This window comes from Amycolatopsis sp. NPDC088138 (assembly GCF_044741685.1).
GTDB lineage: Bacteria > Actinomycetota > Actinomycetes > Mycobacteriales > Pseudonocardiaceae > Amycolatopsis.
On the sequence record NZ_JBIUTB010000006.1, the window covers coordinates 251,193 to 270,919 of the forward strand.

Here is a 19,727-nt window from a genome sequence, read left to right on the forward strand (position 1 = left end):
GTCGCGGGTTCCGCTTTGGTGACCGTGTGATCGCCCTGTGCGGTTGCTGTGCGCGTGCCCGGCTCCCACCAGGTGGGCGCCGGGCACGGAGGGGGTCAGCTGTGGACCCGCAGGGGCACCACGTTGCTCGGCAGCGCCGCGCGTCCCGGTTCGCGGTAAGCCGCCAGCGGGCTGATCGTCAGCGTCACCAGGCTCGCGAACCTCGGGTGCCGGTCCACGTAGACCTCCGGTACCGAGCACGCGGCCGCGAGGACCGAGCGGTGGCGGTGGAGGTGCTCGAAGGCCTCACGGCCGTACAGCGAGACCACGATGTCGCCGCCGCGGGGGCGCGTCCAGAGGATCGCCGGGTGGCGGCCGCCGGGCAGGCGCAGCGACGGGAACGCCGCACGCAGGCGGTGCTGCACCAGTACCGCCTGGAGGCGGGTCCGCACCTGGCGGCGTCGCAGCACGGCCAGGAGCAGGACGGCGGCCAGGGTCGCCGACGACCACGCCGGGCCTGCCCAGACCGCGAACATCACCAGGCCGAAGGGGAGCAGCGTCACGGCGAGCAGCTCCCACCGCCAGTGGTACACCCGCATCGGGAACGGCGAGGGTACCTGCCGAGTCGTCATTTCCTTGCTCCTTCCGGAAAAGCGGCGGCGCAGGAGGCCGCCGAGGTGGCGTGAGAGTCGTCCGGCCGCGATGCCCAGCACGAGGGCCGAGACGATCGCGAACGCGGAGGTCATGTCGGAATCCGGGTTTTCGGGGCCGGCTGCCGGTCCTTGTCCCGGCCGAGCCGCCAGGTCCAGCGCCAGCCCACCCAGATCGCGGCGACGGAGCCCAGCAGGACCAGCACCAGGGCCTGCCCCACCAGGCCGTCGAGGGGCGCGAGCCGCAACAGCACCAGCAGCGCCCACAGCTGGGACGCGGTGAAGGGGATGACGAGACCGGCCGCGTAGACGCCCCGGCGCCAGCGGCTGCTGCGTGGAGCGGTGATGTACGGGTCCATGAAAGCCCTCCTCTGCCGTGGATCCAGGAAACCTCCGGCTCGCTCTTCCTTGTGTGTCAGCTGACACACAAGGAAGAATTCAGCTCGCCAGTCGTCGAAGTTCGCCCAGGCGGTGGATCGTCACCTGGCGCCTGCCCGTGCTGATCACGCCCTGCCGCCGCAGATCCCGCGTCGCGCGTGCCCACGATTCGCGGGAGATCGCCGCGGTCATCGCCAGCTCCGCCTGCGTGGCCGGAACGGTGATTTCGATGTCCTCGCCGCGCCGCACCCCGTGCTGGACGGCCAGCTGCATCAGCTGCGCCGCGACCCGCCGGGACGCGGCCCCGCTGCCGAGGTCCAGCCACTGCCTGCCGACCGAACGCAGGCGCGAGCTGAGGACGAGCAGCAGCGCCCAGGAGATCCGGGACTGCGTCCGGCACAGTGAGACGAACCGGTCGCCGGGGATCTCCAGCACTTCCAGGTCTTCCAACGCCTCGATGGTCGCCGAGCGGGGCAGGGCGTCGAGCGCCGCGAGCTCCCCGACGACGTCACCCGGGCCGCGGATCCCGACGACCACGTCGCGGCCGTCGGGCGTGCCGTTGACGATCCGGACGTGCCCGGCCAGCACCAGCAGCACCCCGGTGGAGAGGTCGCCTTCGCGGCAGACCGTGTCCCCGCGCCGGAAGCTCCGCCGGCGCGCGGACTTGGCGAGCACCTCTTGGTCGGCGGTATCCAGCTCGTCCCAGAAGCCACTTGTTCCCATGTCCCCACCTCCTCTGGTCGTCCGGCGTCTAAGCGGTGAGACCCTCCTCGGGCCGGCCGGCTTCGGGTGTGTAGAGCCAGCCTCTGAGCTTTTCTTCGCCCAACTTGATCTGGACGGCCTGGGTGAAGGCGCCGCCGTCGATCCCGGGGTAGCCGTGCCGCACGACCGCGCGGTGGATCTCCTGCGACACGGCAAGCGCGAGTGGTTCGGCGGTGTCGCGCAGCCGCCGCTTCAGTTCGGGCGCGTCGACGAGCCGGCACGCGATGTCGACGTCTTCGCCGTACGGCCCGCGCTTGTCCCGGTGCACTTCGCCCGAGTGCACCGCGACGCGGAGCCGGAAGGCGAGGTCGGGCAGGTTCCGGGCGTGCTTCTCGAGCAGATCGGCCAGCGCGGGGACGACCGTCGCGAGCAGCAGGGTCTTGGGCACCTGGTCGAAGGGCCGGACGAGGCACAGTGCGCCGTCGCCTCGGTCGACGAACGGCTCCCGGTGCTTCCGGCCGACCCCGCCGGTGGTGAAGGCCTCGTCGAGCAGCTGGAAGAGGACGTTCCGGAGCAGGGCACGCACCGAGTTCGTCCGGCTGGTCGACCCCTCGATGTCGACCGCCACGATGGCCCGGTGCCGGGGTATGTCCGTGGGTGTTCTCATGGCGCCTGCTCCTGCCTTCAGGTGTCAACTGAAGTTCAGTCAAGTTGACTGTAGGCCCTGGAGTACCCTGGAACAACTGAGATGAATCGCCGTTATCTGTTTGGTGTGAGGAAGTTCCGCGTCGCGTAACGTTTCAGTCCTCGCTTCGGCGGGTCGACGACCGAGCCTCCAGGGCTCGGGAGTACGATCTACCCACTCGCTCGCAGTACTGAAATTTACTGAAGGGTGGCGGGAGTCGTGTCCCCTGTTGCGCCGCGACCTGCCCTCGCCCGCCGCCTGCGGGCGTTGCGGGAGACGCACTGGCCCGATGCGGGCATCACCCAGCTTCAGCTCGCCGAAGCTCTCGGGGGGACCAAGCCGCTGAGCATCTCCCTGATCTCGTCGTGGGAGAACACCGAACGGCCGGTCCGGCCACCGGTCCGGCGCCTTGAGGCGTACGCGACGCTGTTCGCGACGCGCCGGTCCGAGAACGGCGGAACGCTGCGGGTCCTCCCACTCGAAGAACTGACGGACGAAGAACGGGCCGCTCGCGACGAGCTGCTGGACGAGCTGCTGTGGCTGCGCGACGGGCGCGAGCGGGCCGCGACCGAGCCCGCGGACGACGCCTGGCGGTTCCCGGAGAACGAGGACATCACCATCGTCTGCGCGCTGCTTCCGCTCGAACTGCGCCAGCATCTGTCCTATGCGGACCCCGAAAGCGCGGACTTCACGTCTCTGTACACTTACGCCGATCCGGACGCCTTGATCGAATTGTTCGGCTACATCAGATCCGTAAACCCGCGGAACCAGGTCGCCTTCCACACCACGGAAGAGCTGACCCCCGACGACTACACGACCCACCTCGTCCTGCTCGGGGGCGTCGACTGGAACACCGTCACCCGCGATGTCATCGAACGGGTCGAGCTGCCGGTGCACCAGGTCGCACGCAACGCCGAGGCGCCGACCAGCGAACCTGGCGGCTTCCGCGTGGAGCGGGAGGGCGGGTCGGAGCTCATTCCCCCGCAGCTGGACAGCAAAGGTCACCTCTTGGAAGACGTGGCGCACTTTTACAGAGGGGTCAGTCCGTTCAACCGAAAGCGCACGGTGACCGTGTGCAATGGTATGTACGGACGTGGCACCCTCGGCGCGGTTCGCGCCCTCACTGACATCCGGTTCCGTGATCGGAACCGGATGCACCTGCAGCAGCGCTTCGGCGACGCGGAGTCGTTCAGCATCATCAGCCGGGTGCCCGTGGTGGCAGGGAAGGGCCTGACACCGGACTGGACGCTGCCGGAGAACCGCCTGCACGAGTGGCCGGAAACGGCATGACCGGCCGGCAACACCCGTCGCACCAGAAGCTGCTGACCCATGTCGCGGCCGCTGACGCGCCACAGGCGAAGCTGGACGCGATCGTCGTGCCCAGCGGGCGTCCCGCGGCCTACTTGAAGCATGCAGTCAAGGCGGCGAAACATCTGGACGTGCCGCTGCTGCTGCTGTGCAGCCTGCGGGCCGTGGCCTCGAATGCGGCTTTGGCGGCCAAGAGGGCGGGTGTGCAGGTGACGGCGATCGACCTGGACATGCTGCCCGTCGATCTCGTGCCTGGGTTCGCCACCGACGAGCTGCTCCGCTCGACTCAGTTCCACCGAAACGTCGACACCAGCTTCAAACGGAATCTCGGCCTGCTCGTTGCCGTCGTTGCCGGGTGGAAGCGGATTCTCTTCCTCGACGACGATATCGTTCTGCCTGACCCTGCGGACCTCGGCGCTGCGGCCGGATTGCTCTGCGGCGATCGCGCGGTCGTCGGGCTCCGGAACGCGGGTATGCCGGACAACTCCGTCTTGTGTCATGCGCTGCGTGACATCGGTGTCGAGCAAGACACGTTCATCGGCGGTGGCGCGCTTGCGGTCGGCGAAGACGCGTTCAGCTCTTTCTTTCCCAACATCTACAACGAGGACTGGTTCTTCCTGCTGGACGACGTGCGGCTCCGGCCGGCGGCGGTCACCGGCACGGCGGTTCAGCGCCCGTACGACCCGTACCGCGACGCCCGGCGCGCTCGTGGCGAGGAACTCGGAGACACGCTTGCCGAGGGCGTGTTCGGCTTGCTGGACAACGGCGGCAGCCTTGCGGACGCCGATGAGAGGTACTGGCGCGCATTTTTGCCGGACCGACGGGAGATCATCCGCACCACCATTTCGCAGGTGCAGGAGTCAACGATCGAGCTAGCCCAGAAGGCCAGGATGGTCACATCGCTTAAAGCCTCTATCGGGCGCAGTCACTTGATCACGCCCGAGTTGTGCGTGGGATACCTAGCTGCTTGGCAGGCGGACACTGTCAGCTGGCGTCAGTATGTCGTCAAACTGGGTGAGCGTCGCCGGAGCGGCAGCGGTATCGGATATGCCCTTGCCGCGTTGGGAATCGTTCAGCGCTGATTCCGGTGCCGGCGACCCCTTAGCGGGGGTGAGCTGTTTGACCATCACGAGGCACTTCTCCTCCTCGTCGACGACCTTGCCGGATGGGAGCATTGTCTTCGCAACGCAGACGACTTCGCCGAACTCCCAGTGCTCGTAGTTGAGTCGTTCGTATAGCCGGGTGGCGTCGGGGTTGTCGGTGCGGACCGCAAGCGCTACCTGGTCGCTGCCCAGCTTGACCAGATGCTTCTCCACCTTTGCGATGAGCTTCGTGCCAATGCCGCGGTTGCGCAGATCCGGATGAACCATCAGATGGTTGAGCAGTGCGACACCCGCAAGATGCTTTTTGATCAGATCTTCCTCGGCCTTTTCGAGCCAGAGGTACACCGCGCCGGCGGGGCGGCGCCACAGCCGCCACGCTACGAACAGGACACCGCGACCGTTCAGTTGCCGTTCGAGCCGATCAGTGAAGAACTCTCGGTCCCCGAGTGTCTCGACGAGCTTTTCGAGGTGTTTCTCACGCGCTCGTGCCACGAGGAGGGGGAACACCATCGAGAGGACTCCTGTTCGCCTGGGTTCAGTCGTGTACCGGAACGAATCCTGGCGAAATCGTGAGTCCGGCGTAACTGTACGTAGTCATACGTGAAGAGAGAGTTATTTTTGCATACGCATCGTGACCTCCCCCACTTGGACCATTGTGACACCTGTCACTCGGATCTGGGACTCGGGCGAGTGGGGTCGCGGACGAGCCTTCTCCATGCGGCGGCAGCCACCAGCGTCTGCTTCAGCCGTTAGTCAATCGACGTCAAGTCATACACCGTTACGCCGTCCACCGTTGACGCCGAGTAGGTCGAGGCCACCCAGTCCGCGATCTGCTGGGCCGCGTCCGAGCCGCTGCTGCCTCGCATCGTCATTCCTTCGCCCAGGAAGTAGTGGATGCGGCCGCTCGCGACGTACTGCTGGAACTGCTCCAGCGTCGGGTACGGGTCCGTTCCGTTGAAGCCGCCCACCGCCATCACCGGGGCGTCGCTCGCCAGCTGGTAGCCCGCCGCCGCGTTCGATAGCACTGTGGCTGCCGTCCAGGTGTACTTCGACGCGTCCTGCTTCAGCAACGCTGTGAGCTGGGCGCCCGGCAAAGTGGTCGTCAGCAGGGAACCCGGGCCGCCGCCACGACCACCGCCGCCGAAGCCGCCGGGGCCGCCGGGGCCGAAGCCGCGACCGCCGAAGCCCGAGGACGGGCCGGCCGACGGGATCGCGCCGCTGTGGGTTGTTGCCGCGGTGGCCAGCGTGTACGCGCCGGAGCCCGCCAGCAGCACCACCAACGCGAACGCCGCGACCGACGATGCCGCCCAGCGGGTCAGGTGGGCGGCGAAGAACAGGGCCACCGCTGCCAGCAGGCCGCCGATGAGCACACAAGGGGCCAGCCACGGCTGCCACGACGAGCCCGACAGCAGCAGATAGGCCGTGACGGCCGTCAGCGCGACGCCGCCGCTGAGCAGGCCGGATGCCGACGGGCGCGACCGCAGGCGCCACAGCTGGACCGCCGCCGTGCCGACCAGTGCGGCGATCGCCGGGGCCAGGGCCACGGTGTAGTACGGGTGGATGATGCCGCCCATGTAGCTGAACACCAGGGCCGTCACCAGGAACCAGCCGCCCCAGACGATCAGGGCCGCGCGGGAGCGGTCGGTGCGCGGGGCGCGGCGGGTGAACCACAGGCCCGCGCCCAGCGCGAGCAGCGCCGCCGGGATCAGCCACGCGATGCCGCCGGCCATCTCGCTGCCGAACAGCCGGGTCAGGCCGGTCGAGCCCCAGCTGCCGCCGCCACCCCCGCCGCCGCCGACACTGCCCACCTCGTCGCCGGTGATGCGGCCGAAACCGTTGTAGCCGAAGACCAGCTCCCACAGGGAGTTCGTCTGCGAGCCGCCGATGAACGGCCGGTCGGCGGCCGGCCACAGCGCGACGACGACCAGGTACCAGCCGGCGGCCACGACCGTCGCGCCCAGGGCGCCGAGCAGGTGCAGCAACCGCTTGCCGACCGAGACCGGCGCGGCCACCAGGTAGGCGATCGCGAACGCGGGCAGCACCAGGAACGCCTGCAGCATCTTCGCCAGGAACCCGAAACCGACCGCGACGCCGGCCAGCGCCAGCCAGCCCGGGCCCGCCTTCTCGAGCGCGCGGACGACGCAGTAGGCGGCCGCGACCAGAAGCAGCACCAGCAGCGCGTCCGGGTTGTTGAAGCGGAACATCAGCGCCGCCGCCGGGGTCAGCGCCAGCACGAGCCCGGCGACCAGGCCCGCGGCCGGGCCGGACGTCCGGCGAACCGTCGCGTACAGCAGCCAGACCGAGCCGACGCCCATCAGCGCCTGCGGCACCAGGACGCTCCACGTGTTGACGCCGAACACCCGCGTCGAAAGCCCCAGCACCCACAGCGCCGCCGGGGTCTTGTCGACGGTGATCGCGTTCGCCGCGTCGCTCGACCCGAAGAACAGCGCCTTCCAGCTCTGCGAACCCGCCTGCGCCGCCGCGGAGTAGAAGGCGTTGGCCCAGCCGGACGCGCCGAGACCCCAGAAGTAGAGCACCGCGGTCCCCACGAGCAGCGCGGTGAGCGCGGGACGGTGCCAGGTCCGGCGAGCGGGTGGCGACGGAGTCGGGGCCTCGGTGGTTACTGGTGACGCGAGTGCGGTCATGTGATCAGCTTCCGGTGCCCAGCTGGGGCCGGGTTGTGCCGACGCTGTGCACGCGCTGTGCGGGGACGGCCACGGGCAGGCGCACCGCGAACTCCGTCCGGCCGGGGCGGCTGTGCACCTCGATCGAGCCGTGGTGGGCGACGACGACGGCGGAGGCGATCGCCAGCCCGAGCCCGGTGCTGCCCGCGGTGCGCGAGCGTGACGTGTCGCCGCGGGCGAACCGTTCGAAGACGTCCGGCAGGAGATCCGGGTTGATGCCGGGGCCGTCGTCGGTGACCGTCAGCACGGCGCTGCCGTCTGCCGAGCGGGCGAGCGCGGCCGTCACCGTGGTGCCGGGCGGGGTGTGCGTGCGCGCGTTGGCCAGCAGGTTGGCCAGCACCTGGTGCAGGCGCTGGACGTCACCGAGCACGAGCACCGGGTCGGGCGGCAACGCGAGCTGCCAGCGGTGGTCGCGCCCGGCGACCCGCGCGTCGCCGACGGCGTCCGCCAGCAGCCGGGTGAGGTCGACCTCGCGCACGTCCAGCGGCCGGCCCGCGTCGAGCCGGGCGAGCAGCAGCAGGTCCTCGACGAGGGTGGACATCCGGACGGCCTCGGACTGGATCCGGGTCATCGAGTGGGCGACGTCCGGCGGCACCAGGGAGCTGCCGCGGGCGGCCAGCTCGGCGTACCCGCGGATCGCGGCCAGCGGCGTGCGCAGCTCGTGGCTGGCGTCCGCGACGAACTGCCGGACGCGCAGCTCGCTGTCGTGCCGCGCTTCGAGGGCCTGGGCGACGTGCCCGAGCATCAGGTTCAGCGCCGAGCCGACCTGGCCGACCTCGGTCCGCGGGTCCGTGTCGGACTCCGGGACGCGGATGGACAGCGCCACCTGGCCGCGGTCGAGCGGCAGCTCGGTGACGCGCCCGGCGGTGGCGGCGACGCGCTCGAGCGGCCGCAAGGTGCGGCGCACCGCGAACGCGCCGAGGAACGCCGCGCCCAGGACACCCGCCGCGGCGACGCCGAAGAGGATCAGCCCGACGGTGACCAGCGTGTCGGTGACCGGCTTCGTCGGCAGGCCGGTGACGACGACCTGGGACGACCCGGGGACCGGCAGCGCCATCAGCCGGTACTCGCCGAGGTCGGCGAAGGACACGGTGTGCGGCTTGCCGTCCGCGGGCACCGACAGCATCACGGCCTGCTGGGCCGCGGACAGGTGCAGCCGGTCGCCGTGCTCGGAGATGCTGTCGTCGTGCACCAGCTGCGTCCCGGCGAAGGTGCCGCTGACCGTGCCGACGTTCTGCCCGAGCGGGTGCTCGCCCGTACCTTGGGGCGGCTGCTGCCCCGGCGGGCCGTTCTGCCGTCCGGCGTTGCCCGCGAAGACCTGCGAGCGGGTGGCCGCGGCCGACAGCTGCTGGTCGACCTGGCGGGTGAGGAAGACGTCGAGGGCGAACTCGCTGACGACCCCGACGATCAGGCACACCACGGTGAGCAGCACGACCATCGAGCCGGTCAGCTTCGCGCGCAGCGAAAGGCGCCCCGGCCGGGTGGACCGGTGGGGGCGGGGCGTGAGGGTGCGCGCGGCCATGGCTTCAGCGTCCGCCGGTGCCGTGTGCGCGAGTTGTGTGCTGCCTGTGAGGCGGCTGTGCGGTGATCGACGGGGCGCGTTGTGTCCGGTTCCTCCGGTCACAGGAACGGCTGACGGCCAGCACAGTCCGCACACAGCGACGGGCCGGAACGTGGACCACGCCCAGCACATCCCGTGAAGGAGTAACACAATGACCACACCTCAGGCCCCGCAGCAGACACCGTCCACTTCGGACCCGGCGTGGGGTGCCGCGCCGGAGCAGGGCTGGGGCGGCACGCCCGCGCCGGCCCCCGGGAAGCCGGGCTGGTCGACCGGCAAGAAGGTCGCCGCCGGTGCCGCCGCGGCGGTGATCGTGGCCGGCGGGGGAGCGGCGATCTGGGCCACCTCGTCGTCGTCCGCGACGACGGACACCGCGGCGGGCCCGGGCGGCACCGCGGGCGGGATGCGGGGCGGTCCCGGCGGCGCCGGGGCGCTCGGTTCGGCGCTGCACGGCGAGTACGTCTCCTCCGACGGAAACGGCGGCTACGTCACGAAGATCATGCAGACCGGCAAGGTGACGGCGCTGAGCGCGACGTCCCTGACCGCGCAGAGCGACGACGGCTTTTCGAAGACCTACACGATCACCTCGGCCCAGGCGACGGGCGTGGCGTCCGGCGACACGGTCACCGTGGTGGCCACGGAGTCGGGTGAGGCGGCTACGGCGACGTCGGTGACCGAAGGCACGACCGGCGCCGGACCGGGCCAGGGCCAGCAAGGGCAGCCGCCCGCCGGCGCCCCCGCCCAGACCGGCTGACCCGGGTCAGCGGTCGTAGTCGACCGCGACCTCCGGGGTCGTCGCGCGGGCGCGGCAGGTCAGGATCCGCCCCGCGGCGGCGTCGTCTTCGGTGAGGGCGTAGCGGACGTCCATCTCGACCTGGCCGTGCAGGAGCGTCGCCCGGCAGGTGCCGCACGCGCCGCCCGTGCACGAGTACGGCACCTCGAACCCGGCCCGCAACGCCGCGTCCAGCACCGTTTCGCCGGCCTTGGCGGGCACGTCGGTCGTCGTCCCGCCCACCGTCACCGCCACGTTCGCCGGGAACCCGGCCGGGTCGCGCAGGGGTGCCGCGCCGCGGAACAGTTCGAAGTGGACGTTCTCCTCCGGGACGTCCGCGTCGGCGAGCGTCCGCCGCGCGAGGTCGGTCAGGCCGCGCGGTCCGCAGAGGAACCACTCGTCGACCTTCGCCGGGTGCAGGCGGTTCTGCAGCAGCGCCCGCAGCCGCGTGCCGTCGAGGCGGCCGCGCTGGTACCGCTCGTGCGAGATGGCCAGCGCTTCGCCGACCGTGTCGAAGGTCCGGGCCGGGCGGTGCGTGTGCAGGTCCGGGTCGCGCTCGTCGGTGCGGTAGTGCACGACGTGCAGCCGCCCGCCGAACCCCTGCGCGAGCGCCGTCAGCTCCGCCGCGAAGAGCGTCGTCGCGCCGGAAGTGTTGACGTACAACAGGGTCGCGCGGCTGTGCGGCTCCGCGCGCAGTGCACTGACCAGGATGGACAGCACCGGTGTGATGCCACTGCCCGCGGCGAGGGCGACGTAGTGCGCCGTCCGCGCCGGGTCGGGGACGAGCGTGAAGCCGCCCGAGGGCGGGAGCACGTCGAGGTAGTCGCCCGCCGCCAGCTTCGTGGCCGCGAAGCCGGAGAACGCGCCGCCCGCGCGTCTCTTGACCGCGATCCGCAGCTCACCCGAGTCCGCCGGCGCGCAGATCGAGTACGTCCGCCGCACCGGCCGCCCGTCGAGCACCGCGCGGACCGCGACGTGCTGGCCCGGCGTGAAGCGGAACTCGTGCGTCAGCTGCGGCGGCACCGCCAGGGTCACCGCGACGGCGTCCGCGGTCAGCGGCCGCACACCCGAGACGCGCAGCCGGTGGAACCGGCTCGGCCCGAGCGGCGACGGCGGCTCGGGCTCGGGTTCGGGCGCGGCGTCGTCCGGGACGTCGTCGAGGCCCGCCATCGCCCGGTACCCGGCCACGGTCAGCTCCTGTCCCCACACGGTGCTGATCGGGACGTCGCGGGCCAGGTAGGCCTCGCGGTTGTCGAGCCAGACCCGGCGGTAACGGTGGAACGGGACGGCCGGGTGCAGGTGGTGCACCAGGTGCAGGTTCTGGGCCAGCAGCACCGGGGTCACCAGCCGGTCGAGGCCGACGCGGACGCGGGTGGTGCCGAACCGCCCGAGCGGCCCGGCGGCGGGCAGCCCGTGGTGCGGCAGCCAGCCGAACGCCCAGGCGAGCAGCCCCACGCCGAACCGTTGCGGCAGCAGGTACACCAGCAGCAGTTCGGCGCCGTGGCCGGACACGGCCAGCGCCACGCCGGCGGACACGGCCACCGACAGCACCACCAGCGTCTCGGCCAGCTCGTGCGGCGGGCGGGCCCGCAGCCGCGAGAAGTAGCAGCGCGCGTAGGAGAAGTCGAGGGTCAGCCAGCGCAGCGGCAGCTGCCAGCGCGGGCCGCGCTGGACCCAGGCGTCCGGGTCGGCGCGGACCGGCCCGTTCGTGTGGCGGTGGTGTTCACCGTGGACGTACCGCAGCGACGGGAACGACGCGTACGCCGCGACGAACAGGACGGCCAGCCGGCCGAGCGTTTCGTTGACCCAGGTGAGCTTCCCGGCCGAGTGGTGCGCGGATTCGTGCACCACGGTGTACATCGCGAAGGTGGCGGCGGTGTTCAGCACCACGGTCACGGCCGCCGGCACGAGCCCGGCGAGCAGCAGCCAGGTCGACCCGGCCCAGACCACGAGGGCGCCGGCGAACAAAAGCACGGTCGGCAGCGAGACCGCGGGCAGCGGCAGCCGCGGCGCGGGGACCGCGCGGGGGAACGGGAGTCCGGGCGCGGACTCCGAAGACTCCACAGACTCCAGAGTGCCGCGCGCCGGGGTGTCGACGACGGGCATCGAGCGGTCTCCTCGGTCGAGAAGCTCCTGGCCAAGCGGGAGTCACCGTAGACAACCCGACGTCGTTTGTAAACGTTGTGGCACGCTTCGAAAAAAGGTGCCGGCCTGCAGAACACCGTCCAAGGCTAAGATCGGCCTGTGAACGCCGTCACCCACTCCGGTCCGGCCGGCACCCGGGAGCGGCTGCTGGCCGCGGCGGCCGAGCTGACCCGGGTGGACGGCTGGGCGGGCGTCACCATGGGCAAGCTGGCCGCGGAGGCCGGCGTCAGCAGGCAGACCGTCTACAACGAACTGGGCTCCAAGGCCGAGCTCGCCGAGCTGCTGATCCTGCGCGAGACCGACCGGTTCGTGGCGCACGTGGGCGAGGTCGTCGCCGCGCACCCCGGCCGGGCCGTCGACGGCGTCACCGCCGCCTTCCGGGAGACGCTCGAAACCGCCCGCGGCAACCCGCTGGCCGCCATCGCGCTCGGCGGCGCGCAGGGCGGCCGCGACGACTTCCTCCCGCTGCTCACCTCCCGGCCCGAGCTGGTGCTCGGCCGGGCCGTCGAGACCGTCGCGGCGCTGTTCTCGCGCGCCTACCCCGAGGTCCCGCTGACCGCGTCGGAGTGGACCGTCGCGGTCGAGGCCTTCGTGCGGCTGCTGCTGTCCCACCTGGTGCAGCCCAGCGGCTCGGCCGAGCACGCGAGCGGCCAGACGCGCTGGGTGATCGGCCGGATGCTCGGCGCCTGACGCCGCAGGTGGCCCCCGCCCGGGCGGCGCGGGCCACTGGCCTAGACTCGGACGTCCCGGTCTGCACGTGACCGGGGCCATTTCCGCAGGATTGTCCAACCACAATCGTTACCGCTCGAGGAGAAGACCTTGAAGAGCACCGTCGAGCAGCTGAGCCCGACGCGAGTCAAGATCAATGTCGAGGTGCCGTTCGCGGAGCTCAAGCCGAACTTCGACCGCGCCTACCGCAAGATCGCCCAGCAGGTGCGCATCCCGGGCTTCCGGCCCGGCAAGGCGCCCGCTCGCGTCCTGGAAAGCCGGATCGGGCGTGGCCCGGTGCTCGACGAGGTCGTCAACGAGGCCATCCCGGCCAAGTACATGGAGGCGGTCCGCGAGAACGAGGTCCGCACGCTCGGGAACCCGGAGTTCGACGTCACGAAGCTCGAGGACCGCGACGTCCTGGAGTTCACCGCCGAGGTGGACGTGCGCCCGGAGATCGAGCTGCCCGACCTCGAGGGCTTCACCGTCACCGTGGACGACGTCGAGCTGACCGACGCGGAGGTCGACGAGCAGCTCGACGAGCTGCGCGCCCGCTTCGGCACGCTGACCGGCGTGGAGCGCCCGGCCGAGACCGGCGACTTCGTCTCGATCGATCTGGCCGCGACCGTCGACGGCGAGGCCGTCGAGGAGGCCGCCACCTCGGGGCTGTCCTACGAGATCGGCTCCGGCCAGCTCGTGGACGGCATCGACGAGGCGATCGTCGGCGCGAACGCCGGCGAGACCAAGACGTTCACCACCCAGCTCGTCGCCGGCGACCACGCCGGCAAGGACGCCGAGGTGACCGTGACCGTCCAGTCGGTCAAGCAGCGCGAGCTGCCGGAGGCCGACGACGAGTTCGCCCAGATGGCCAGCGAGTTCGACACGATCGACGAGCTGAAGAGCGACCTTCGCGAGCGGCTCGCCCGCGTCAAGAAGATGCAGCAGGGCGTCCAGGCGCGCGACAAGGTGCTCGAAGAGCTCCTCGAGCGCACCGAGGTGCCGATCCCGGAGAAGGTCCTCGACGCCGAGATCGAGAACCGCAAGCACGACGCGATCCACCCGTTCGACCACGACGAGGCCCAGTTCGCCCAGGCCCTCGAGGCCGAAGGCCGCACGCTGGAGGAGTTCGACGCGGAGACCCGCACCGAGTCGGAGAAGGCCGTCCGCACTCAGCTGCTGCTGGACACCATCGCCGACAAGGAGCAGGTCTCGGTCAACGACGGCGAGCTCACCGAGCGGATCATCTACCAGGCCCAGCGCTTCGGGATCAGCCCGGACGAGTACGTCCAGCGGGCCCAGCAGTCCGGCCAGCTGACCGCGATCTACGCCGACGTCCGCCGCGGCAAGGCGCTCGCCTCCGTGGTCCGCAAGGCCGCCGTCACCGACGGTTCGGGTGCCGAGGTCGACCTTTCCGAGCTGTTCGGCGCCGAGGAACCGGCCGCCGACGCCGCATCCGAGGAGACGACGGCCACCGAAGAGGCGGCGAAGACTCCCGCGGAGTGAAGCTGTGAGCGAACTTGGGCGGTGTCAGGCATTCTGCGCCGCCCAAGTTCGTTAGGGTCGATTGCAAGATCTCAAGCACTTGAAACGACAGCGGCGGTCGCCGGTACGGGACCGCCGTCGGCGAAAAGGCAGGCAGACGTGACGCAGCACACGCCCGAGGCGCGGACCGGAACCGCAGGGCTCACCCTCACCGACTCGGTGTTCGAGCGGTTGCTCCAGGAGCGCATCGTCGTCCTCGGTTCCGAGGTGAACGACGAGATCGCCAACCGGATCACCGCGCAGCTGTTGCTGCTCGACGCGGACGACGCCGAGTCCGACATCCGCTTCTACATCAACTCGCCGGGTGGCTCGGTCACGGCCGGGTTCGCCATCTACGACACCATGCAGCTCATCCGCCCGGACGTCGCGACCTACGCGATGGGCATGGCGGCCTCGATGGGGCAGTTCCTGCTCTCCTCGGGCACGCCCGGCAAGCGCTACTCGCTGCCGCACGCGCGGATCCTGATGCACCAGCCGTCGGCGGGTGTCGGCGGTACCGCGTCGGACATCGCGATCCAGGCGGACCTGTTCAACAAGTGGAAGCGCGAGCTGGCCCAGATCACCGCGGACCAGACCGGGCAGACGGTCGAGCAGATCATCGCGGACGGCGACCGCGACCGCTGGTTCACCGCGCAGGAGGCGAAGGACTACGGGTTCGTCGACCACGTCCTCACCCGCGACATCGCCCGTCCGGCCTCGAACTGAGCGCGAAGTACACACAGGAGAGTCGATCATGAGCAACTTCAGGCTCCCGGGTGACTTCCGGGCACCGTCCGTTCCCCAGTCGCGGTACATCCTCCCGTCGTACGTCGAGCGCACCAGCTACGGCGTCAAGGAGTCGAACCCGTACAACAAGCTGTACGAGGAGCGCGTCATCTTCCTCGGCGTGCAGGTGGACGACGCGTCGGCCAACGACGTGATGGCCCAGCTGCTGCACCTCGAGCACGAGGACCCGGACCGCGACATCCTGATCTACATCAACTCGCCGGGTGGCTCGTTCACCTCGCTGATGGCGATCTACGACACCATGCAGTTCGTCCGCCCGGACATCCAGACGTACTGCCTCGGCCAGGCCGCCTCCGCGGCCGCCGTGCTGCTGGCGGCCGGCACCCCGGGCAAGCGCTACGCGCTGCCCAACTCGCGGGTGCTGATCCACCAGCCGGCCACCGAGGGCACCTACGGCCAGGTCTCCGACCTGGAGATCCAGGCGAACGAGATCCAGCGGGTGCGGCGCCAGATGGAGGTCATCCTGGCCAAGCACACCGGCAAGGACGCCGACCAGATCCGCAAGGACATCGAGCGGGACAAGATCCTGACGGCCGACGAGGCCAAGTCGTACGGCATCATCGACGAGGTGCTGCCGTACCGTAAGGCGTCGGCTCTCTAGATCCGCCAGGCCGGTGTGTGTCGAGAAGACGACATACACCGGCACTCTGGTTTAGGGTCGTCCTTCTGACGTGCTCCCGGTGCCCGTGGGTGTTCCCGCCCACGGCATCGGACGGGTACCGTCAGTGGCAATGCGTGAGGCTCCGCCCGGTCGTCCGTGATCGGGGCCGCACCGTCGCAACACACGTCAGGCGCGGACAACCGCGCCGGAGGGGACGAGGTCACAGGCCATGGCACGGATCGGTGACGGCGGAGACCTGCTGAAGTGTTCTTTCTGCGGGAAGAGCCAGAAGCAGGTGAAGAAGCTCATTGCCGGCCCCGGGGTCTACATCTGCGATGAGTGCATCGACCTCTGCAATGAGATCATCGAGGAGGAGCTGGCCGAGGCCGGCGACGTCAAGCTCGACGAGCTGCCCAAGCCCGCCGACATCCACGAGTTCCTCGAGCAGTACATCATCGGCCAGAACGACGCCAAGCGGACTCTCGCGGTAGCGGTCTACAACCACTACAAGCGGATCCAGGCGGACGACAAGGCCGGGCCGAAGGACTCCAAGGAGGAGTCGGTCGAACTCGCCAAGTCGAACATCCTGATGCTCGGCCCCACCGGGTGCGGCAAGACCTACCTCGCGCAGACCCTGGCGAAGCTGCTGAACGTGCCGTTCGCGATCGCGGACGCCACGGCGCTCACCGAAGCCGGGTACGTCGGCGAGGACGTCGAGAACATCCTGCTCAAGCTCATCCAGGCGGCGGACTACGACGTCAAGCGGGCCGAGACCGGGATCATCTACATCGACGAGGTCGACAAGATCGCCCGCAAGTCGGAGAACCCGTCGATCACGCGCGACGTCTCCGGCGAGGGCGTGCAGCAGGCCCTGCTGAAGATCCTCGAGGGCACCACCGCCTCGGTCCCGCCGCAGGGCGGCCGCAAGCACCCGCACCAGGAGTTCATCCAGATCGACACGACGAACGTGCTGTTCATCGTGGCCGGCGCGTTCGCCGGGCTGGAGAAGATCATCAACGAGCGGGTCGGCAAGCGCGGCCTCGGCTTCGGTGCGGAGATCCGCACCAAGTCCGAGATCGAGGAGAGCGACGTCTTCTCCGACACCATGCCCGAGGACCTGATCAAGTTCGGGCTGATCCCCGAGTTCATCGGCCGGCTCCCGGTCGTGGCGACGGTCAGTCACCTGGACAAGGAATCGCTGGTCAGCATCCTCACCCAGCCGCGCAACGCCCTGGTGAAGCAGTACAAGAAGCTCTTCGAGATGGACAACGTCGAGCTCGAGTTCACCAAGACCGCGCTCGAGGCCATCGCCGACCAGGCGGTGCTGCGCGGGACCGGTGCCCGCGGGCTGCGCGCCATCATGGAAGAAGTGCTCCAGCCGGTGATGTACGACATCCCGAGCCGCGACGACGTGGCGAAGGTCGTCATCACCGAGCAGACCGTCCGGGAGAACGTGAACCCGACGATCGTCGCCCGGCAGCCGACGCGGCGTGCGCGCAGCGAGCGCGGCGAGAAGTCGGCCTGACCCCGGGCGTCTCCGGGCCGCCCGGCCCGGAGCCCGACAGGAAAGCTGAATGACTGCTGACTCTTTCCCGGGTACCGGGGCCACGGCCACCGGCGGCGGCGTGCAGGCACCGCCTCCGCCGGAGCCGTCCCCGGTGCCCGCCGGGGACGCCCCGGCCGGGACGCTGCTCGGGTTCCGCGAACTGAGCGAGCGCGTGATCGCGTCCGCCTTCGAGCGGTACCGGTGGCTGAACCGCGTCCTGATGGGCGTGCTGGCCGTGTGCACCGGCACCTGCGTGGTGGCGGTGGTGTCGCGGCTGTCGCCGTTGCCGCTCATCCCGGTGCCGCTGTTCCTTGTCGCGGGTTACGGCCTCTGGCAGGCCCGTGGCGTCGAAGAGCGCCGGCAGCTGTTCAACTGGGTGCTCCTGTTCGCCCTCGCCACGCTGGTGGGGTTCTGGCTGATCTCCGTCGTCGGCCGCTGGGTGGAGTGACCGGCTTCCGCCGTCCGGTCCGTTTGAAGTCCACGGGTGCTGGGTAGGACCCACCCGTGGTAGATGCCCTCAGACCCTTTCGGCATCCGGCACTGTTCTACCGCGGTGACACTGAGTACCTGGACGGCGTCGTTCCGTTCCTGCTCGAAGGGCTCGACCGAGGCGAACCGGTCGCCGTCGCCGTCCCCGGCCGCAACCTCCTGCTCGTGGAGAAGGCCCTCGGCCCCCGCTCGGGCGAGGTCCGGCTGATCGACCTGCACCAGGCGGGCCGCAACCCCGGAGCAATCCTGCCGACGGTCCTGCTGGCCTTCGCGGGCGAGCACGAGGGCCCGGTGCGGATCGCCGTCGAGCCGGTCTGGCCCGGCCGCTCCGCCGCCGAATACCCCGCGTGCGTGCTGCACGAAGCGCTCATCAACACGGCCTTCGCGGGCCGGCCGGTCGCGGTGCTCTGCCCGTACGACACGGCGGCCCTGTCGCCCGAGATCCTGGCCGACGCCGGGCGCACCCACCCGGAGCTGTGGGAGCCCGCGGGCCGCTCGGCCAGCGCGCACTACGACCCCGACCGGGTCCGCGCCGACCTCACCCGGCCCCTCGAGCCCCCAGCGGGGGCGGTCGAGCGCACGTTCGACGTCGCCCAGCTGGCCACGCTGCGTGGCTTCACGGAGATCTGGGCCGCCCGCCACGGCCTGCGCCGCCCGCGTCGTGACGACTTCGCGCTGGCCGTCGCCGAGCTGACCACGAACAGCGTGCTCTACGGCGGCGGCACGGGCGTGCTGCGGCTGTGGGCGGAGGACGAGCACGTCGTCGCCGAGGTGACCGACGACGGCACGATCACCGAGCCGCTGGCCGGGCGCGTCCCGCCGCCGGCGGCGAGCCTGGGCGGCCGCGGACTCCTGCTGGTCAACCGCCTGGCCGACCTGGTGCGCACGTACTGGGTCCCGGGCCGCACGACGACCCGGGTCCACTTCCGCCGCTGAAGGCTCCCGACCCTCTGGTTAGGTGGCTCAGACGCTGGTGCGGGGGACGTGCTTGCCGAGGAAGCTGACCAGGCTGGGCACCACGGTCTTGTTGAACGTGTCCCCGTGCTTGCCGTGGGCCGTGTGCGCCACCGCCGGGTGAGCCGCGTCGATGTAGCGGCGGACGCCCGTGATGAACGAGTCCTCCGTGCCGCACCAGATGGCGTTCGGGACGCTCGCGGTCTCGTCGATGTGACGCAGCGGGTCGAGGGACACCCAGTCCTCCATGCCCGTGAAGATGTGGCGCTTGGCCATCTCCGGCCAGTTCGTGATCAGGGCCGGCGCCAGCGTGGCGACCGCCGCGGGCGGCTGGCGGCGCTCCACCCGGCGCCGGGTGTACAGCAGCGCGCCGAAGCCGCCCATCGAGACGCCCGTGCAGGCGAACGGCTGGCCGGTGTCACCTGCGAAGCCGCGGGCCCGGAGCCACTGGGGGACCTCCTCCAGCAGCATCGCCATCGGGTCGTCGTTCGGGTGGACCTGGTGCCAGTAGTTGTCGCCGCCGTCGACGGCCACGAAGCCGTACGCCGGGACGGCCTTGCGGGCGACGTCGCTGGAGAGCTGCTTGAGCGTGCCGGTCGGGGCCGCGCTGCGGGCGTTGCCGTGCAGGCCGTGCAGCATCAGCGACATCGGGAGCCCGCGCGGCGGGGTCTTCGACGGCAGCAGGAACACCAGGTCGACCATCCGGCCGCGGGCCGCGGAGTAGACGCGCTCGACGCGCGTGCTGCCCAGCTGGGTCGTCGGGTTCGAGGACGCGACGCCCACGGCCCGCTGCAGGGCCTGGCTGAAGGGCAGCTTGCCGGTGGCGGTGCCCACGGCGAGGCCGGTCACGGCCACCCCGGACGCGCCAGCGATCAGCACCGAGCGGCGGCTCAGCCACCGCCGGGCGTCGCGGACCGCCGCGGCGCCGGCCGTCTCCGGGGCCTCGTCCCGGGACCCGGCCTCACCCAGGGTCGCCGGAGGGTGGACCCGGTCCTCGGACCGCTCCACCTCGCCCGCCGCAGCCGGGGTCTCGCCCCGGTCGCCGTCTTTCTCGTTCACCTGTCTCCGTCCCCCGCCTGCCACACCTGGGACGCCGCGCACCCGCTCCGCGTTCCCCCGCGTCCTGCCTCCGCC

The 19,727-nt window shown here is 70.6% G+C and carries 18 protein-coding genes and 1 pseudogene; 10 read left to right on the forward strand and 9 right to left on the reverse strand.

Annotated elements, in window-relative coordinates:
- Positions 1–95: 95 nt before the first annotated feature.
- The 4 genes from ACIOD2_RS32915 to ACIOD2_RS32930 all read right to left on the reverse strand — a co-directional run bounded on the left by ACIOD2_RS32915 (position 96) and on the right by ACIOD2_RS32930 (position 2,376).
- Positions 96–725: a hypothetical protein gene (locus tag ACIOD2_RS32915; protein ID WP_400546928.1), complete on the reverse strand. Its 630-nt coding sequence runs from the start codon at positions 723–725 to the stop codon at positions 96–98.
- Positions 722–988 carry a hypothetical protein gene (locus ACIOD2_RS32920; RefSeq protein WP_400546931.1) on the reverse strand — a complete coding sequence of 89 codons (267 nt, stop codon included), beginning with the start codon at positions 986–988 and terminating at the stop codon, positions 722–724. Before ACIOD2_RS32920 ends, ACIOD2_RS32915 begins: the two co-directional genes overlap by 4 nt.
- A 79-nt stretch (positions 989–1,067) precedes the next feature.
- A complete protein-coding gene (locus tag ACIOD2_RS32925; protein WP_400546934.1) occupies positions 1,068–1,730 on the reverse strand; it encodes a Crp/Fnr family transcriptional regulator in 663 nt (220 codons plus the stop codon).
- Positions 1,731–1,758: 28 nt separating this feature from the next.
- Positions 1,759–2,376 (reverse strand): hypothetical protein, encoded by a 618-nt coding sequence (locus ACIOD2_RS32930; protein WP_400546937.1) that lies wholly within the window; start codon positions 2,374–2,376, stop codon positions 1,759–1,761.
- 237 nt (positions 2,377–2,613) lie between these two features.
- Between ACIOD2_RS32930 and ACIOD2_RS32935 the strand changes: the two genes are divergently transcribed.
- Both ACIOD2_RS32935 and ACIOD2_RS32940 read left to right on the forward strand, forming a co-directional pair.
- A complete protein-coding gene (locus ACIOD2_RS32935; protein WP_400546940.1) occupies positions 2,614–3,684 on the forward strand; it encodes a helix-turn-helix domain-containing protein in 1,071 nt (356 codons plus the stop codon).
- Positions 3,681–4,784: a hypothetical protein gene (locus ACIOD2_RS32940; RefSeq protein ID WP_400546943.1), complete on the forward strand. Its 1,104-nt coding sequence runs from the start codon at positions 3,681–3,683 to the stop codon at positions 4,782–4,784. Before ACIOD2_RS32935 ends, ACIOD2_RS32940 begins: the two co-directional genes overlap by 4 nt.
- Before the next feature lie 141 nt (positions 4,785–4,925).
- On the opposite strand, the pseudogene ACIOD2_RS32945 reads toward ACIOD2_RS32940, so the two are convergent.
- From ACIOD2_RS32945 to ACIOD2_RS32955, 3 genes and pseudogenes are all read right to left on the reverse strand, one after another.
- Positions 4,926–5,315, reverse strand: a pseudogene (locus ACIOD2_RS32945) (GNAT family N-acetyltransferase); the annotation flags it as partial.
- A gap of 239 nt (positions 5,316–5,554) precedes the next feature.
- On the reverse strand, positions 5,555–7,450 hold the full coding sequence (locus tag ACIOD2_RS32950; RefSeq protein WP_400546946.1) for an ArnT family glycosyltransferase: 1,896 nt from the start codon (positions 7,448–7,450) through the stop codon (positions 5,555–5,557).
- A gap of 4 nt (positions 7,451–7,454) precedes the next feature.
- A complete protein-coding gene (locus ACIOD2_RS32955) occupies positions 7,455–9,011 on the reverse strand; it encodes a sensor histidine kinase (protein ID WP_400546949.1) in 1,557 nt (518 codons plus the stop codon).
- Positions 9,012–9,201: 190 nt separating this feature from the next.
- On the opposite strand from ACIOD2_RS32955, the gene ACIOD2_RS32960 reads away from it, so the two are divergent.
- Positions 9,202–9,804, forward strand: coding sequence for a hypothetical protein (locus ACIOD2_RS32960; RefSeq protein ID WP_400546952.1), 603 nt, complete (start codon positions 9,202–9,204; stop codon positions 9,802–9,804).
- Between the two features lie 6 nt (positions 9,805–9,810).
- On the opposite strand, the gene ACIOD2_RS32965 is transcribed toward ACIOD2_RS32960, so the two are convergent.
- On the reverse strand, positions 9,811–11,928 hold the full coding sequence (locus ACIOD2_RS32965; RefSeq protein WP_400546955.1) for a fatty acid desaturase: 2,118 nt from the start codon (positions 11,926–11,928) through the stop codon (positions 9,811–9,813).
- 138 nt (positions 11,929–12,066) lie between these two features.
- Between ACIOD2_RS32965 and ACIOD2_RS32970 the strand changes: the two genes are divergently transcribed.
- From ACIOD2_RS32970 to ACIOD2_RS33000, 7 genes are all read left to right on the forward strand, one after another.
- On the forward strand, positions 12,067–12,657 hold the full coding sequence (locus ACIOD2_RS32970) for a TetR family transcriptional regulator (RefSeq protein WP_400546958.1): 591 nt from the start codon (positions 12,067–12,069) through the stop codon (positions 12,655–12,657).
- A 129-nt stretch (positions 12,658–12,786) separates the two neighbouring features.
- Complete coding sequence (gene tig / locus ACIOD2_RS32975; protein ID WP_400546961.1) at positions 12,787–14,178, forward strand: trigger factor; 1,392 nt, start codon at positions 12,787–12,789, stop codon at positions 14,176–14,178.
- Positions 14,179–14,316: 138 nt separating this feature from the next.
- Entirely contained in the window at positions 14,317–14,922 is a 606-nt protein-coding gene (locus ACIOD2_RS32980) for an ATP-dependent Clp protease proteolytic subunit (RefSeq protein ID WP_326943371.1), read from the forward strand.
- A 28-nt stretch (positions 14,923–14,950) separates the two neighbouring features.
- Positions 14,951–15,604, forward strand: a complete 654-nt coding sequence (locus ACIOD2_RS32985; protein WP_400546965.1) for an ATP-dependent Clp protease proteolytic subunit — start codon at positions 14,951–14,953, stop codon at positions 15,602–15,604.
- 229 nt (positions 15,605–15,833) lie between these two features.
- The gene (gene clpX / locus ACIOD2_RS32990) at positions 15,834–17,129 is read left to right on the forward strand and encodes an ATP-dependent Clp protease ATP-binding subunit ClpX (RefSeq protein WP_323336074.1); all 1,296 of its coding nucleotides are present in this window, start codon (positions 15,834–15,836) and stop codon (positions 17,127–17,129) included.
- Positions 17,130–17,178: 49 nt separating this feature from the next.
- Complete coding sequence (locus ACIOD2_RS32995; protein WP_400546968.1) at positions 17,179–17,598, forward strand: hypothetical protein; 420 nt, start codon at positions 17,179–17,181, stop codon at positions 17,596–17,598.
- Between the two features lie 56 nt (positions 17,599–17,654).
- Positions 17,655–18,575: an anti-sigma factor RsbA family regulatory protein gene (locus ACIOD2_RS33000; protein WP_400546971.1), complete on the forward strand. Its 921-nt coding sequence runs from the start codon at positions 17,655–17,657 to the stop codon at positions 18,573–18,575.
- 27 nt (positions 18,576–18,602) lie between these two features.
- On the opposite strand, the gene ACIOD2_RS33005 is transcribed toward ACIOD2_RS33000, so the two are convergent.
- Positions 18,603–19,562 carry an alpha/beta hydrolase gene (locus ACIOD2_RS33005; RefSeq protein ID WP_400548861.1) on the reverse strand — a complete coding sequence of 320 codons (960 nt, stop codon included), beginning with the start codon at positions 19,560–19,562 and terminating at the stop codon, positions 18,603–18,605.
- Positions 19,563–19,727: the final 165 nt, after the last annotated feature.

Coding starts and splice junctions, on each gene's coding strand:
- ACIOD2_RS32915 (WP_400546928.1), bottom strand. CDS start 725: ATGACCTCCGCGTTCGCGATCGTCTCGGCCCTCGTGCTGGGCATCGCG.
- ACIOD2_RS32920 (WP_400546931.1), bottom strand. CDS start 988: ATGGACCCGTACATCACCGCTCCACGCAGCAGCCGCTGGCGCCGGGGC.
- ACIOD2_RS32925 (WP_400546934.1), bottom strand. CDS start 1,730: ATGGGAACAAGTGGCTTCTGGGACGAGCTGGATACCGCCGACCAAGAG.
- ACIOD2_RS32930 (WP_400546937.1), bottom strand. CDS start 2,376: ATGAGAACACCCACGGACATACCCCGGCACCGGGCCATCGTGGCGGTC.
- ACIOD2_RS32940 (WP_400546943.1), top strand. CDS start 3,681: ATGACCGGCCGGCAACACCCGTCGCACCAGAAGCTGCTGACCCATGTC.
- ACIOD2_RS32950 (WP_400546946.1), bottom strand. CDS start 7,450: ATGACCGCACTCGCGTCACCAGTAACCACCGAGGCCCCGACTCCGTCG.
- ACIOD2_RS32955 (WP_400546949.1), bottom strand. CDS start 9,011: ATGGCCGCGCGCACCCTCACGCCCCGCCCCCACCGGTCCACCCGGCCG.
- ACIOD2_RS32960 (WP_400546952.1), top strand. CDS start 9,202: ATGACCACACCTCAGGCCCCGCAGCAGACACCGTCCACTTCGGACCCG.
- ACIOD2_RS32965 (WP_400546955.1), bottom strand. CDS start 11,928: ATGCCCGTCGTCGACACCCCGGCGCGCGGCACTCTGGAGTCTGTGGAG.
- ACIOD2_RS32985 (WP_400546965.1), top strand. CDS start 14,951: ATGAGCAACTTCAGGCTCCCGGGTGACTTCCGGGCACCGTCCGTTCCC.
- clpX (WP_323336074.1), top strand. CDS start 15,834: ATGGCACGGATCGGTGACGGCGGAGACCTGCTGAAGTGTTCTTTCTGC.
- ACIOD2_RS32995 (WP_400546968.1), top strand. CDS start 17,179: ATGACTGCTGACTCTTTCCCGGGTACCGGGGCCACGGCCACCGGCGGC.